Genomic DNA, 15,797 nt, shown 5'->3' with positions numbered 1-15,797 from the left:
CCCGCCGGTGACGTCCGGCGTTCGCATCTCCGAATCGGTGGAGAAAGGACCGATCACGGTCGCCGATGCCGAGGTCTATCTCGCCGATGATTTCCTGAGCGAACCGGTCACCACCGAGAGAGAATTCGAGGTCACGCGCCGAGGACAAGAGATCGTGACCTGGCTTGAGCAGTTCATGGATGAGGTCTACGACCGCCTTGAACTTTTGATACGAAGGCACTCATAATCCCCCATGCGGTTCATGTGATGAGGTCTCATGAAACCGCGCTCGCCGCAAAGATGGAAAGACACCATAGGCGGATGACGATGCGGATGAAGAGTCCGTGTTTACCTGGTGTGATGTCTGGAGGTGGGCGATGAAAGGGAAAGCGATGGCATGGACGCAGAAAGGGAGGGGCCAGCGCCGCACGCCCCTGCTCGGAGTGCTCCTCGGTCTGGCGGTGATGGGGAGTGCCCCTCAGTCCTGGTACTCGCCCGGGTTGCATCGCATCGAGCAGATGACGCGCTATGACTGGACGCTCGACGATCGGCAAGTGATTGTTTATCCCCTGGCGCTGGAGCTTGATTTTGAGCGGGCAGAAACCACCGTCTGGCTCTACGTCGGTGGCGAGAGAGCGCCGGGAAAAACGCGCTATTTTTGTCCCCGGGGGGCTTCGCTGCGAGATGGCGTGAGACCGACGACGCTGATGCTGTCACGATTGGAGGCAGCCGCGATCACCACGCGCAAAGGGCGAGGGGAGTGTGTGGCCATTACTCCTCGACGGGAGGAGAACGTCCAGGCCCAGGCACGCACGCTCTATGACACCGTCGGCACCTGGCGCTTGCGCGGCGAAGACGCACGACCCCTCGATCCCGGCCAGGTGGGCCTTGTCTTCCTCGGGTTGCCCCATCGGGAAGCTCCTTACCTGGCGGTGACGTTCCCTTTCGGGGAGGAGATCCTCTTTTCCACGCGTGATCTTCAATGACGGGCTGCCGGTTTTGTGGTAGAGTATTGGTGCAATGTCTATGAGGTACACCCGGCTCGTCCTGGCGAGTTCGATCCTGACGCTGGGTCTGACGACCACCGTCCGGGCCGATATTCATCTGCTCACCTTTGATGACATCGTCCATCCGGCCAGTGCGCAGCTTGTGGAACGAGCGATTGCGGTCGCCGAACAGCAGCAGTCCCGGGCACTCATCATCACCTTGCGGACGCCGGGCGGACTCGTCAGCTCGATGCGCGAGATCGTCGAGCGTATTCTGGCCTCGCGCGTGCCCATTGTCGTTTTCGTCTCGCCGAGCGGGGCCAATGCGGCGTCGGCCGGATTTTTCATCCTCGTCTCGGCGGATGTGGCCGCAATGGCTCCCGGAACCAATACGGGCGCCGCGCATCCGGTCGCCATCGGCATGGAGCAGGACAAGACGCTCTTTCAGAAAGCCGAGAATGATGCGGCGGCTTACATTCGGTCGCTGGCGGAAAAACGGGGGCGCAATATCGAGCTGGCCGAAGCCGCCGTCCGCACGAGCCGATCGTACACCGAGACCGAAGCTCTTCGGGAGAAGCTCATTGATCTGATCGCGCGTGATGTGGATGACCTCGTGCGCCAGCTCGATGGCCGCCGCGTGCGCCGACTCACCGGCGAGGAGGTGACCCTCCGAACAAAAGACGAGCGCCTCGTTCGTATTGACCCGACGCTCCGGGAGCGATTGCTGAGTTTCCTGGCCAATCCGAATATCGCGTTCGTTCTGGGTGCACTCGGATTGCTCTGTTTGTACTTCGAGTTCAACCATCCGGGAGCGATTATTCCGGCGGTCGTCGGCGCGATTTCGCTCGTGCTGGCGCTGTATGGCTTTCATCTGCTGCCGGTGAATCTGACCGGCGTCGTGCTGATGGCGCTGGCTCTGGCGTTGTTCATCGCCGAGGCGAAGATTCAAAGTTTCGGCATCCTGGGAACCGGGGGAGTCGTGGCGATGGTCATCGGCGCGTTGATCCTCATTGATGCTCCTGAAGAAGCCGTGCGGATTCATCCCTCGATTGCCCTGGGCGTGGCCATTCCGCTGGCCGTGGCGATGATCATCATCCTGCGCCTGGCGATGCGAGCGCGGGAGCAAAAGGTCGTCACCGGCGATCTCGGCATGGTCGGACTCATCGGCATCGCCGAGAGTGATCTGGAGCCCGAAGGTCGCGTCTTCGTGCGCGGGGAGCTGTGGAGCGCCATCGCCCCATCACGGATCGCTCGGGGCGAGCGCGTGCGCGTGGTCGGAATCGAAGGACTGCGCCTGCGCGTCGAAGCCGCCGAACCGCTCGAACCGCCACGTCGCACATCGGTCCTGGAAAACTGATCGGTTCCTCGCGCCCCGTCACGGACGCGCCGGCGCCGATCACAGGATCGCTCAATGGAGGAATTCGTCATCGCGAATTCAAACGAGATGCGCCGTTTTGCGGTCTCCACCCCTGATCGTCGCTTCCCTCCGATCGGACGCAAGGAGAGGGACTGAATCTGAGGGGGGAGCTGCTCTCAAGGAGGGGAAAAACGTATGCCCGAATTTGTGACCGGAACAACCATCGCCGTTGCCATCCTCATTTTGTGGCTCCTCAGTTGGGTCAAAATCATCAACGAGTACGAACGCGGCGTCGTCTTCACTTTCGGCCGATTGCGACCGGAGCCCAAGCCGCCGGGTATTCGCCTGGTCATCTCTCCTTTTCAACGGCTCGTGCGCGTGAGCCTGCGGACCGTGGCGATGGACGTGCCACCGCAGGATGTCATCACCCGCGACAACGTCTCGGTCAAAGTCAATGCCGTCGTCTACTTCCGCGTCATTGACGCCAACAAAGCTATCGTCGAGGTCGAAAATTACCTCTACGCCACTTCCCAACTGGCCCAGACGACGCTCCGATCGGTCTGCGGCGAGGTCGAACTGGATGACCTTCTGAGCAAACGCGAAGAACTCAACGCCCGGTTGCAGCATATTCTCGACCGGCATACCGATCCCTGGGGCATCAAGGTGAGCATGGTCGAGATCAAGGCGGTTGACCTGCCCCAGGAGATGATCCGGGCCATCTCCAAGCAGGCCGAAGCCGAACGAGAAAAGCGAGCGAAGATCATTCATGCGGAGGGCGAACTGCTGGCCGCTCAACAACTCACCGACGCTGCTCGCAAACTGGCTGAAGTTCCTCTCACCATCCAGCTCCGTTACCTGCAAACGCTCACCGAGATCGGCGTGGAGAAAAACACGACGATCATCTTCCCGCTCCCCATCGAACTCATCTCATCGCTCATGTACGCGGAGAAGCGACTGTGACCGATCCCCATCCGGCGAGGAAGCCTATGTCCGACGATATTCGTCTGAACAGCAAACGCTCGATCGTTCTCTTCATCGGCAGCGTGGCCGTGTGTCTCGTGATGTTCGTTTGCGGGTTGTGGGTGGGCCGCTATTCCTTCGGCGAAGTGTCGTCATCGAGCCGGATGTCCGAATCCACCGGCTCGCCGTCGGAGAGTCTCGCCTCATCCGGCTCCGTCGGGGGCCCCACCACGACCCCGGAATCTCCCGCGGCCAACGGAGCCACGACGCCGACATCCGAGCCGACGGAATCCTTCGTTCGCGCAGCGACCTTCACCAGCATGGCCGAGGCCGACACGTTTGTGGCCAGCCTCCAGGTCCGCGGGTTCACCAACGCTTTTGCCCGCGAGACCCGACTCCCGTCGGGAGAGTCCGTTGTTCACGTGCTGCTTGGGCCCTACGCGGACATCGAACGCGCCCGGCGCGTGATGAACGAACTGCGGCAAAACGGCGTCTCCGATGTTCAAATCGTTCCGGCTCGCTGAGTCGGCAGGCTCGACGACCGCGGGTGACGCGTCATCTCCGGAGCCAGCACCGACCGGACCCATCCCTCCGGTCTCAGGGATCGGAGGGACTCATCCCGGGGCATCGGCCCGGATGAGACCCGGCATCATCATGCCGATTCGTCAGGGGCTTCTCATCGTCGCCACGGCGGTGCTCCTCACACTTTCTTTTCCTTCAGTTGTCGCTCGACATGGGGCATGGCCGCTCGGCTGGGTGGCGCTCGTTCCGCTGCTCATCGGCATCTGGAATGAGCGCTCTCGCCGATGGAAGCGTCCGCTCATCACCGGTCTGCTCGTGGGCGTGCTCTTTTTCTACGGGAGTTTCTCCTGGCTTGGGTTTTCCTTCATCCACCATGGAGGACTTTCACCACTGGTGACCTATGCGCTGCTCTTACTTCCGGGAATTGTCCTGGGGCTGTTCTTCGGCGCCTTCGCTCTTGCCCTGCGCGTGGTGCTGAACCGATGGGGATCATGGGGAATGTGGGCGGCCGCTCCCCTATGGGTCGTTGTGGAATGGCTGCGGTACACTCTGACCGGCCAGGGATGGAATGCGCTCGGTTACAGTCAGGCCTTTCGTCCGGAACTGATCCAGTGTGCACGGCTGGCGGGAGTGTACGGCGTGAGCTTTCTCCTCATGACGGTGAGCGCCGCGTGCGCCTTCGGCATCGTTGAAGCGCGGCGACTCGGAGGGAAGAAGACGGCAGGCATTCTGGGTAGCACCATTGTCGGATGCGCTCTCATCGCTGCATTTCCCGCATTTTTCCCTCACCGTTTCCCGTCCTCGTCGAGCCTTTCCGTTGTCGCCATCCAACCGGTCATCTCTCCGGGCGATGTCCGATCAAGCGTGGGGTCCCCCGATCTCATCGCGAGCTTGCGCCAGCATTTTCTTCTCTCGGAAGAGGCACTGGCGGATGCGCCGTCCGACGATACTCCTCGACTTCTCATCTGGCCCGAATCCCCCATGAACATGTCGCTCGATGAAGACCCGGCAGTGGAGCAACTCCTTGAGAATTTCGCCCGCGAGCGCAACGTCTACTTACTGGTCAATCACCTCGGTCGCGCTCCGGGTGGAGGATTTCACAACAGCGCCGCCGTGATCTCTCCCGAAGGCCGTCGCGTGGCCGATTATCACAAGACTCACCTGCTCGTCTTCGGCGAATACGTTCCCTTTCGCCATGTGCTTCCCCTGGTGGATCGGATCCCGGCGCTGGCCGGGGATTTCGTCCCCGGCACCGCGTTGACGGTTGCCCCGGCAGGTCCGGCGCGGGTGGGAACCTTCATCTGCTTCGAATCAACGTTCCCTTCGATTGCCCGCACGATGGTTCGGCGGGGAGCGACCGTTCTCGTCAACATCTCCAATGACGGCTGGTTCGGCGCGACGGTGGGACCCTATCAGCATCTCGCCCATGCGGTGTTTCGAGCAGTGGAGACGGAGCGCCCCCTCGTTCGCGTCACCAACAGCGGTATTACGGCGCTCATTACACCTCAGGGCGAAATCAAGGATGCTACCGAGCTGTTCCAGCCTGCGACGCGCCGGTGGCAAATTACCGTACCGACGGCAACCGCATCAATGGAGCATTCCTTTTACACTCGCTACGGAGACGTGTTCGTCCTCGCCTGCGGCCTGGCGAGCCTCGGCATCGTGGGCCGGGCGCTCTCCTTCCGGCACCATCAATTATTTTCTTGACATTGCCCCCTCCTTCCGATAGATTGGCGTGGGACTTGAGGAGGTCAGAACCAAAGGCCCTGAAGTCTCTCACGGAGAGTTGAAACGTAGCTTTCCCGAAGACGACGAGACGGTAATTGCCACAGATTCTGCGAGGCTCCAGGCTCTTTGCTTCGACAAGTCCACGCCCGCAAGAAAGCCGACCGACGGCTCGTGTGCCCCGGCGATGTCGTCACCTACACCATTGACGTCGCGTGCCGGGAGGAGGTCAAGACGCTCGTGGTGAAGGATTTTGTTCCCGCCGGAACGACCTTCGTCTCCGCTTCGGGACCGGGAATGCTCCATGCTTCCGGCGCGGTGAGCTGGGCTCTCCCCGCGACATCGGCAGCCTCGCTCACCCTGACGGTTCGGATCAACGCGACAACGCCTCCGGGAACAACCATCACCAATATTGCTCAACTGGAAGCGCCTCTTTCCCAATCATCGAATCCGGTCTCGATTCTCGTTGCCCGCGAATGCGCCGGTGACATCGTCGTTTTGAAAAGTGTGGACAAAGCCTCGGTCTGCCCCGGAGATTTTCTCACCTACACGATCACGGTGAAAAACAATCGTTCGTCGCCGATCGCTCCCCTCACGGTGACCGACGATATTCCGCCGGGAACGATATTTGTCGCCGCCAATCTCGGAGGGACCTTCTCTCCGACGCCAGCCCCTGGGCAAGTCAAATGGACGCTGCCGAGCCTCGCCCCGGGCGCGATGGTGGATCTCACCTTCACCGTCCAAGTCTCCTGCGATGCCAAGCCGGGAACGCAGATTGACAATGTCGCCGTAGTACAATTGGCGTCAGCCGCCCTGCGCAGCAATCAGGTCGTCTCGGTCGTCACGCGCGCGTGTCCGCCTGTATCGCATCCCTGCGACGGACCGCCCTGGGCCGAGCGCAGTATCACGGTGGCCGAGGATCCTCCCATTGTCGGAAAACCGAACCAGATCTGTACGGATGTCGTGAACAACACCAGCGGACCGATTTCGATGTGTTCGATCCTGTTCGGTGTTTTCCCCTTCAGCTTTGGCGCTCCGTTCATCCCCGTGGGTTCGCTCATGAACATCACTCTGGTGCCGGGCACAAATACGCTCTGCATCCCTTACGCTCCGAACTTCAGCGGCCATACCTGCGTGCAGGCGATCATCCAGTGCCCCGGCTTCGAGCCTCAGATCAGTCAACGCAACCTGGAGAACAAAGAGCTGATTCCGCCCGGCGAGGATGATCGTCTCGAATTCGGCGTCTGCAACCCCGATCCCACTAACCCGATGGTCGTTCAGCTCAACCTCATGTCCACCTGCCCGGAGGGAGTGACCGGATCGCTGTCGGAGAATCCGCTCGCGCTGGCGCCCGGTGAATGCCGAACCGTGATGATCACCGTCAACGTTGGTCCCAATGTTCCGACGGGAACGATGTGCACATTCGACGTCGTGGGCTACACAACGGCGGTGGCAACGACGGCCATTGTACCCAGGCTCATCGGCGGTGTTCAAAAGAAGATCACCGTTGGCGAGCGCGGGTGCGTGATTCGTAAGCGGGCCGATAAAGAAGCAGCTTGTCCGGGCGACACCATCACCTACACCATTGACGTCAAATGCGACAAGCCCGCCGATACGCTTCTCATCACCGACAAGGTTCCGACTCACACATCCCTGGTGACGATGTCGCCGGGCGGCGTCTTCAGTCCGATCACGGGCGAGGTGAGCTGGGTCTTCAGTCCGGCGGCCTCGGCGACCGTGATGATGACCGTGCGCGTGAACCCGACGGCTCCTATCGGTGGCACCATCAGCGATATGGCCCAACGTCAGACGCCGGTGGCCGTATCGTCCAACATCGTGACGGTGCAGATTCCTCGAACGTGCCCGCCGCCACGTCAGATTTGCATCAGCTTCGATCAGTTCCTCAGCGGCTCTCCTGTTCCGCCGGGAACACTGATCACGACGCAATACAGCCCGTTGGGCGTCGTCTTCACAAGCGATGAGAAAGACACTCCAGGACTTGTGACCAACCCGACGGCTCCGGTATCGCCGCCGAACGCAGTGCAAGCCGGCTCCCACCTGGGCAGGACAATGACCGCCCGCTTCATCAATCCTGCCACGGGAGGACCTGCCGTGACGAATTTCGTCTCGATCACGACCGATACCGACACGCACGGTTCCATTGAAAAACTCATCGGGCTTGATCCCGGCGGAAATGTGGTAGCGACCGCCGACGTGGATTTCTCGAAGCCGGCTCAGGTCGTCAGCATCTCCACGCCCACGCCCCAGATTCATCAGGTGAAGCTCGTGACCAGCGATTGGTTCGACGACTTCTGCTTCGCCCCCGTGCAGACGCAACCGGGCCAGCCCTCCAACGCGAGCGCGACAGCCGACACGCCTCTGACGCGACCTCTGGGGCAACATGCGTGGTCGGCCCTCGTCATGTGGGCGCTCCGGGGAATGCGGTAAGTGAAGTGAGCTTCCAGCTTCCGGTGGCTCCGCAGGGGCCACCGGAAAAATCTCCCCGGCAGGGACGATCTTCCCCGAAAATCTTGGGAAGGCCTACCCCCTGGCCTGCGACGGAGGGGGACAGATAATGAGCATTGCACATTCCGCACTATTCGCAAGCTATCGGCAATGGCCGAAACCGTATTCGTGCGTCTTGCCGAGTCGCCGGTATTCCCCCAAAATCGGTGCCATACCTCGTGATGATCCAATCCTCACGGACGAAGTGAAAGTCAGGTCACCATAGCTTCTGGGCTGACGTCGAGCTGCCATAACAAGACGCTTCCCGACGAACCGGACTGTCTGCAGCAGATTTTGGCTCGATAGAGCCACCAAACGCGCGAATCACACGAAAGCTTCGACTCTCCCACTTTCTCTGGAACATCACACCCGACGTTAGGCCCTCCCGGTTACAACAGGCCCGGTATCCAGGGCGTTTCCCGGAAGGTACCTGTTTAGCCCCTATTTCAAACCCCGCAGGAGCGGTCTTCAGACCGCGAATTCATCGGCTTCCAGTGGCCTCCTCCTTCTTTTGGGGAGGGGTTTTTAGTGCCTTCTGGAGTGCCCTGGCAAAGCGGGCTCGTTACCCGAACGATCGAATCTCCCTTTTGCGTTTTTCACGTGTTTTGCGGGTACATCCAGTGTCCGAAAAATCTGACATGTCCGAAAAATCAGACAGTGAAGTGTCCGACAGATCGGACAGTTGAAGGGGGTGAAGGGGGATCAAGAGAAGGGGCACTATGTCTGCAATTGCTTGAAAGCCCTAATCATAGCTCCAGACGGCCCGTCCTATCGCGGGTTTTGGCACACCGCTTGCTTAGGAAATTCACCGAAGGAGGCAAAGTGGAGCATGAGCGAGCGGAGCCGAAGCGACTGCTCATCGTGGACGACGATGAGGCGATCACCTCCAGCCTGGCGTCACTGCTAGAGTCCGACGCCGTCATGGTGCGAACAGCTTCCTCATGGGAACAGGCGGTTGAGCTTCTTGGAGTTGAAACTTTTGATCTCGTGATTACCGATCTGCGACTGAAAGGCGCGACGGGTATGGAAGGCTTTGAGCTGATCTCTCAGATCAAGCGGCAGAGGCCGGAGACGCGGGTGGTGCTGCTGACGGCGTATGGCTCGCCGGAAGCCGAGCGCGAGGCCCGCGAGCGCGGCGCCGACGCCTACGTGGAGAAGGCGCTGCCGATTTCCGTCTTGCTCGAAAGAGTCCGAGCGTTGGGCTTTTCAACTGACCCTGCGGGCTCCAAAAGAGAGGCTTCCGCATGACCGGTACAGGAATCGCCCAATGAACCTGGAGAACTCGCCACGAACGAGGAAAAGTTTCACCACGGATGAACACGGATGGACACCGATCCATTTCCCATCTGTGTTGATCCGTGTCCATCCGTGGCGATTTTCACAGGAATTGGCCATGGCGGGATGGCACGCCACGAAAAAATGCGTTGGCCAACGGATGAAAAGGACCAACGGATGGGTGATCCGTTGGAACCTTTCATCCGTTGGGAGATTATTTTCCGAGGGATCGTTCATGTACAAATGCACGCAACGGACGATGAAAACCTGGGAGCGCCCGCTTCGAGCGGGCCTGGGGGTTCGGTCCCAATGAGCACGCCGGGGGCATGCGCTCCCAGTGGATTTCTGGAGAAGGGTGAAAGGGAAACGATGCCTATTTTCAGCCGAGATGGGATGGTGCTCGCACTTTCTCCCTTATCGCAGGAGCCGATAGCGGTGGGGTTCCAGAACAATCAGGGCATTCTGAATCTGCGATTCGGTCATTCGGTCCCAAAAATCCCGGAGAAGCAGGCTGATTGCCCTGGTGCTGAGCTGGTGCACTTTCACTACGATGATTCCGGGTGTCCCGGCCGGAGGATAGAGCAAGATGTTCAGGAAATCATAGTCGCGAGTAATGAGCAAACGACCGTCTTGCTTTGCTCATTCGTAAATCACCGAATCGGGAGCTGCCGGAGGCAAGATGTCGCGTACATCAACGACGTCGTGGCCGCACGCGGCCAGGACGACTTTGGTCGAGCGCGGAATGTTGGCATCGAGGAGGAGTCTCATGTCATACTGGCAGCGATACCTCCTCCTGTTGGGTTACCAGCGAGGCGTAGTAAAGAGCTGCCCGGATGTCTTCTTCCGTCACAGGAGGATATTCCTCGATGATCTCCTGCTGGGTCATGCCAGCGGCAAGAGCGTCGAGGATGACGAAGACCGGGATGCGGGTACCTTTGATGCAGGGCTTGCCGTGGCAGATCTGCGGATCCACCGAGATGCGTCCGAGCAGATTGCGCGATTGTTGGTTCATATTGCTCGATACCGCTCGCGAGCAATTGTAAAAGGTCGGGGTATCTGGAGCAAGCACATGCGGGACCAATCATGCAAGATGAGAATTTCCATCCGCATCAGCCTCCACGGGCGTGGCGATGATCACGGGAATCGGCCATGCGCGATGGCACGCCACGAAAAAATGCGTTGGCCAACGGATGAAAAGGACCAACGGATGAGTAATCCGTCGGAACCTTTCCTCCGTTGGGAGATTATTTTCCGAGGGAGGTCACAATGGAGGGCCAGAGCATTCGCTTGAATCGAAGAAGGACGCGGTTGATTTACGTGAGCATGGGCCTGCTGCTGGCCCTGGGGTTGTTGTGGAACCCGAAAACGGTCACCGTTCAATCGGGCCCACAGCCGCAGGTCACGCTCACGGTGCCTGCGGAGGCGCTCATCGGCGAAGACTTCACCTTCACGGTGAAATTCAAAAACGCCACTTCCAATCCGGGCGACATCGGCTACGCCCCGTTCATTGACCTGGTGCTGGATGCCGGTGGAGCGAATATCACGAAACCGGCGCAAACGCCTCCCTGCGCCTGCGACGGCATCACGTTCGTGAAAGCCGAGATGGTTGGCGTGGTCGGCGGCCCTGTTTCGTTGAACAGTTTCCCCGTTCCCGCTCCCTGTAACCCGATGCCTCCAACTGTGGCGCTGCCGCATCCGTTCGCCGCAAGCGGCATTACGCCTGTCACGGTTCCGGCCGGTGCACAACTCATCACGCTGGAGCTTCCTTTTGGGAGTTTCGATCCCACGCAGCCTGAGATTGAAGTTCAGGTCACCGCCCACGTGAGCAACCTCGCCGACGCCGGCGCACCGCTCAAGATCTTCGCGCGCGGCGGCTTTCGCTATGGCGCAGACCCGCTGGATAATCCGAGCACTGACCCGCCGATTCTGAGCGATACGACGCCGAGCACTCAATGGACCGTCAATGCTCAGACGACCCCGACCGTCCTCACCACCAAGAAAGAGTACCTTGGCCCCGAAGATGAAACCGCTACCGGTCCGAACTTCACCTCGTACTACCCGCTGCAGTACAAGATTACGGTTGACATCGCCAACGGCCAAACGGTCAACAACGTCACGGTGACCGATTGCTTCCCCAACAACCTGGCCTTCCAAAGCGTGGTCTCCGTTAGTCCGTCTACTCCGCCGCCTACAGTGACACCGCCGCCCGCCGGCGTGCCCAATAATCCCCCGAACAATTGTTTGACCGTGACATGGGTTTCGCTCACCGGCGGGCCAGGCCCCGATGCTATGGTCGTCGTTGAATTCTTCATCCCTGAAAAAGATGCAAACGGCAATCCCGTTCTTCCGCCCAATTGCCAGCCGGTTCAATCGGTGAACGATGTCAAAGCCGAAGGCGATTGGACGCCGATAGACCCATGTGATACATCACCGGCACACGTCATCAGCGATGTGAAGCCTGATGACCATATTCTCAACGACAAATGCATCGCCATTCAAAAGAAGGTGGCCGTATTTCAAGACACCGGCGCTCCTGGCCCCACACCGGGGGATGTGCTCCAGTACACGCTCACTTTCCAGATCTCCGACTTCAAGACCTTCGGGAAGCTAGAAGTTCGAGACCTGCTCTCCGATGGCCAACAGTTCCTGCCAACACCCGCGCCGACGCTGACGGTGACGGATCAGTTCGGCGCCGTCAGTGGATCTTTCATTCCCCTTTTGGATTTATCTGTCACTCCTGATCCGAACTCCACCTGCCAGGGCATTAAGGGCGGGACCAGTCTCCTGTTCAGAGTCTCCCAGAAGATGACCAACCTCTTTCCCTTGAACCCCAGACACCTGGCCGGAATCCTGACCGGCGGCTGGGCGACGACGCCGACTTCTACTGTTCTGGCCACAGGTCAAATCGTCTTTTATGCACAGATACAGGATCAATTCTCCTTCCCTCAGAACCATCCCGGCGACCCATTTGTGGACAAGGACGATCCGCTCGCCAATTGCGTGGAGATTCGCGGCGAGGTCTTCACCAACGTCAATCCTCCTCAGCTTCCAACGCCGACGGGCGTGACGGCTCAAGACGACAGCAAGACTCTCACGGCCATCGTGACGGACCTTATCAAGAAAACTGTCTATGCCGTGAAACGCGCTGGTCAGGAAATTTGCGGGCCGAATACATCGCCCTGTCCCGCCAAGCCGCAGGTGACGCCTGGCGACGAAGTCACCTTCCGCATTGAGAAAGTCATCCCTTCGAGCGACGCCGAAAACCTCACCATCCAGGACTGGCTGCCGCTGCCCATCTTCGATGTGGCTGATCCCGACGCCGATGGGACGGCTGGCCCGGCGTGGACCTTCACTGCCGCGGCCTGCGGCATCCCCACGCCCGGTCTAGCATGCCTTGGACCGACGAATTCGCTCACGGTGAGCCTGTTGTTCGCGGCCGCTCCGACGACAAACAGTCTCACCTTTAACTACGGAACCTTCAACAGTTCGACGAACACGCCTCGAAAGATAGACCTTCTGTTCACGGTCACAGCTACGAACGATCCCTTTGCTGACGGCCTCTTCCTGACTAACGAGGCGCAAGAGTGCGAGGACAACACGTTCAAGGCAAGGTTCTGTCAGGTCGCCATTGCCCAAGTCCAGATGGCCGAACCGAATCTCAGAATCATCAAAGGAGTTGTGGCCAGCGACAATCCCAATGCGATCTTCTCTCCTGCTGCGCCTCCATCGGGAACGTTCACGCCGCCCGGTGGTTCCTGCCCCCGCTTCAGCGGGACGATCAATTCGTCCAACATCGGATCGCTCAATTTGAACAGCAATATCTCCGGCGTGGACGCCAACGACAAAGTGACCTTCGCCATCGTCGTCGAGAATCAAGGCTCTTCGCCTAACGGCGTCTTCGATGTGAAGATTCGGGACATCATCCCGCTCGGTCCGACGGATCTGCCGTCGTGCTTCGTTCCTGACTTCAACACGCTCTGCGTCACCGATGGGACGGGCACTCCTATTCCGTTCACCGTGAGTCCGGGCGGATTTGGTTCCGTCATCATCGAGCTCACCGACCCAGGCCCAACGACAGGTGCGCTCGGCCCCTTCAATCCCACGAACGGGAAGAACATTGCCGTCATCACCTTCGATGCCATGCTTCTCAGCGACATCAAATCGGGCTGCTGCGACAACCGCGCCAGGCTGGAGAACTACTCGAACACCGAAGGCGGACCGAACTTCGTCACGGCGGGCTTTGGCGGGCCGTTTGAAGACACGGCTCGGGCCTGCGTCGGTCCGACGCCCTTCGCCAAGTGCATCCAGACGACTTCCGAAGTTCACACGATCCCGCAATCCGCTTCTCAAGGCGGCACGGTGGATGCAGCCATCGGCGAGATCGTCCGCTACCGGTTGATCACGGTCATCCCCGAAGGCACGACGCCGAATTTCCAGATTCAAGACCTGCTGCCGCCGGGCTTAACCTATCTACCGGGCACGGCCCGCGTGCTTTTTGTGGCCGATAGCTCTGTCACCAGTGGGAGTGCATTTTGGCCGACGGTTCCGGGACCGAATCCGCCGCAGTGTCCGGGATCGCCAACGCCTACCAGTAACCTCCTGGAGGGTGGGGGACCCTTTACTCCTGGCGCTGGAGTAGATCCGATCTTCTTCGTCGGACCACAAGCTTTGCCCATCACAAACAACGATAACGACCCGAACCTGGAATTCGCCATCATCGAGTTCAACGCGCTGGTAGACAATATCGCCAGCAATCAAAGCAGCACCACCTTGCCCAATCAGTTCCAGGTGCGATTTACAGACGAAGCAGGGAACCCGTTCGCGAGCAATTCCGGCGCGGTCAATGTCCACGTCGTTGAACCGAATCTCAAGCTGACCAAGAGCGTCTCCCCGGCGGCAGTCGTGCTGGGTGGACCGCCGGTCACCTATACCGTTACCATCGCCAACACCGGCACCGCCGATGCGTTCGACAGCGTCTTCACCGATACTTTGCCGCCCGGCCTTACCGTGGTAACAGGCTCGCTCACGCTTCCAGCGGGGTGCACCGGCAGCGCCGCAGGCCAAAATGTCAGCGTGACCTGCCCGCAGTTGGATGATGGAGCGGCGATCCAGATCACGTATCAGGCGACGGTCTCGGCAACGGCACCGTGTCCGACAACCCTGACGAATCAGGCAACGATCACCTGGACCAGCTTGCCGGGACCCAATGGCTCTACGACCAATCCCACCGGTTCGAGCACGCCGGGCGCGTCAGGTTCGATCAACGGCGAGCGCAACGGCTCCAGCACATTCCCGCCCAATCCACCGAATTCACCCGATCCACCGAACAAGTACCATGCGACGGCCTCGGCAGCGCTCACCGTGAACTGTCCCCAATGCACGAGCGTGAGCAACGAACAGGTGAGCTGCAATCCCAATGGCACGTTCAGTTACACAGCCACCGTAACCAATCTCTCCAACACCGTTGCGACAGGAATCAACCTTGTGCCGCCGCCGGGCGTGACGATCACACCCAGTTCGATCACGACACCGCTGCCGCCCGGTCAATCTCTCACCGGGACGGTGACCATCAGTGGCCCGAACGCTCAACCGGGAGCCACGATCTGTTTCGACATCGTTCTCACCGGTCAAGGCCAAGTGATCTGTCAGACGAAACACTGCATCACATTGCCCACCTGCCCGGGTGGACCGTGCGTGCCAGCGCCTTCCGGCATGGTCGGCTGGTGGCCGCTCGATGACGCCGTCGGCCAAAGCACTGTGCAGGACCTGGCGGGAGGCAACAACGGGACGACAAAGGATCCGAGCGGCAATCCGTTGAACATCAGCCTGGGGGCTGGACCACAGGTTGTGAGTCAATTGCCGGCCCCGAACATCTTGGGCGGTACACTCAATCCAGTGGTCGTAGACCCCACTGCTCCGCCTCCGCCTCCGACTCCGCGCGGCGCGCTCTTTTTCAATCGCAGCTTCGCCGAAGCGCCGCACAATTCTAGCCTGAACATCGGTCCCAGCGGCATTACCATCACTCTGTGGGTGTGGGCAGCTCCTACGCCGGTGGCGATCACGCCGCTCATTGAGAAATTTGCCAGCGGCAACGGCTACAGCCTCTACCTGGAAGTGAGCGGCAGCACCTACGTAGTCAAATTCAATCTCAACGGAACCATTATTACCGGCCCGCCGGTTCCATTCGGAACAACCCCGTCAGACTGGCGTTTCATCGCGGCGCGGGTGAGTGCGAGCGGAAGCGTCACGCTCACGGTCTGTGACCTGAGTGGCTCCTGCACAACTTCGGCTCCTATCACTGTCACAGGTTTCACGACCAGCAATACAGCGCCACTCTGGTTCGCCAGGTCAGCAGTGGCATTTCCTGGAGCCGTTTTCACTGCTCTGGAGCTTGCTTTGGACGAAGTGGAGATCTTCAACCGAGCGCTGACGCCGGCCGAGCTTCAGACCATTTATGATGCGGAGCGACAAGGAAGAAGAAAATGCCC

10 protein-coding genes and 1 pseudogene are annotated in these 15,797 nt (G+C 59.8%); 9 read left to right on the top strand and 2 right to left on the bottom strand.

Going from position 1 to position 15,797, the window contains the following annotated elements; translation table 11 throughout:
- The 8 genes from VNM72_12570 to VNM72_12535 all read left to right on the top strand — a co-directional run.
- The coding region (locus VNM72_12570; protein ID HXF06230.1) for a hypothetical protein at positions 1–226 on the top strand (226 nt) is incomplete at its 5' end.
- A gap of 130 nt (positions 227–356) precedes the next feature.
- Positions 357–965 carry a hypothetical protein gene (locus VNM72_12565; protein HXF06229.1) on the top strand — a complete coding sequence of 203 codons (609 nt, stop codon included), beginning with the start codon at positions 357–359 and terminating at the stop codon, positions 963–965.
- A 34-nt stretch (positions 966–999) separates the two neighbouring features.
- Positions 1,000–2,322: a nodulation protein NfeD gene (locus VNM72_12560; GenBank protein ID HXF06228.1), complete on the top strand. Its 1,323-nt coding sequence runs from the start codon at positions 1,000–1,002 to the stop codon at positions 2,320–2,322.
- 195 nt (positions 2,323–2,517) lie between these two features.
- A complete protein-coding gene (locus VNM72_12555; protein HXF06227.1) occupies positions 2,518–3,282 on the top strand; it encodes a slipin family protein in 765 nt (254 codons plus the stop codon).
- Between the two features lie 26 nt (positions 3,283–3,308).
- On the top strand, positions 3,309–3,806 hold the full coding sequence (locus tag VNM72_12550; GenBank protein ID HXF06226.1) for an SPOR domain-containing protein: 498 nt from the start codon (positions 3,309–3,311) through the stop codon (positions 3,804–3,806).
- Positions 3,807–3,918: 112 nt separating this feature from the next.
- The gene (gene lnt, locus VNM72_12545) at positions 3,919–5,511 is read left to right on the top strand and encodes an apolipoprotein N-acyltransferase (GenBank protein HXF06225.1); all 1,593 of its coding nucleotides are present in this window, start codon (positions 3,919–3,921) and stop codon (positions 5,509–5,511) included.
- A 147-nt stretch (positions 5,512–5,658) separates the two neighbouring features.
- Positions 5,659–7,977, top strand: a complete 2,319-nt coding sequence (locus VNM72_12540) for a hypothetical protein (protein HXF06224.1) — start codon at positions 5,659–5,661, stop codon at positions 7,975–7,977.
- 879 nt (positions 7,978–8,856) lie between these two features.
- Positions 8,857–9,282 (top strand): response regulator, encoded by a 426-nt coding sequence (locus VNM72_12535; protein HXF06223.1) that lies wholly within the window; start codon positions 8,857–8,859, stop codon positions 9,280–9,282.
- Between the two features lie 441 nt (positions 9,283–9,723).
- On the opposite strand, the pseudogene VNM72_12530 reads toward VNM72_12535, so the two are convergent.
- Both VNM72_12530 and VNM72_12525 read right to left on the bottom strand, forming a co-directional pair.
- A pseudogene (locus VNM72_12530) lies at positions 9,724–10,077 on the bottom strand (DUF5615 family PIN-like protein).
- A 1-nt stretch (position 10,078) separates the two neighbouring features.
- A complete protein-coding gene (locus VNM72_12525; GenBank protein ID HXF06222.1) occupies positions 10,079–10,321 on the bottom strand; it encodes a DUF433 domain-containing protein in 243 nt (80 codons plus the stop codon).
- Between the two features lie 254 nt (positions 10,322–10,575).
- Between VNM72_12525 and VNM72_12520 the strand changes: the two genes are divergently transcribed.
- The coding region (locus VNM72_12520) for a LamG-like jellyroll fold domain-containing protein (GenBank protein ID HXF06221.1) at positions 10,576–15,797 on the top strand (5,222 nt) is incomplete at its 3' end.

It is taken from the genome of Blastocatellia bacterium (assembly GCA_035573895.1).
Lineage (GTDB): Bacteria > Acidobacteriota > Blastocatellia > HR10 > HR10 > DATLZR01.
The sequence above is the reverse complement of the archived record's forward strand: the minus strand, read 5'-3'. Positions and strand labels throughout refer to the sequence as shown.

What these genes read in the sequence shown, in the direction of transcription:
- VNM72_12560 (HXF06228.1), top strand. Translation starts at nt 1,000, where the DNA reads ATGTCTATGAGGTACACCCGGCTCGTCCTGGCGAGTTCGATCCTGACG.
- VNM72_12555 (HXF06227.1), top strand. Translation starts at nt 2,518, where the DNA reads ATGCCCGAATTTGTGACCGGAACAACCATCGCCGTTGCCATCCTCATT.
- VNM72_12565 (HXF06229.1), top strand. Translation starts at nt 357, where the DNA reads ATGAAAGGGAAAGCGATGGCATGGACGCAGAAAGGGAGGGGCCAGCGC.
- VNM72_12525 (HXF06222.1), bottom strand. Translation starts at nt 10,321, where the DNA reads ATGAACCAACAATCGCGCAATCTGCTCGGACGCATCTCGGTGGATCCG.
- lnt (HXF06225.1), top strand. Translation starts at nt 3,919, where the DNA reads ATGAGACCCGGCATCATCATGCCGATTCGTCAGGGGCTTCTCATCGTC.
- VNM72_12550 (HXF06226.1), top strand. Translation starts at nt 3,309, where the DNA reads ATGTCCGACGATATTCGTCTGAACAGCAAACGCTCGATCGTTCTCTTC.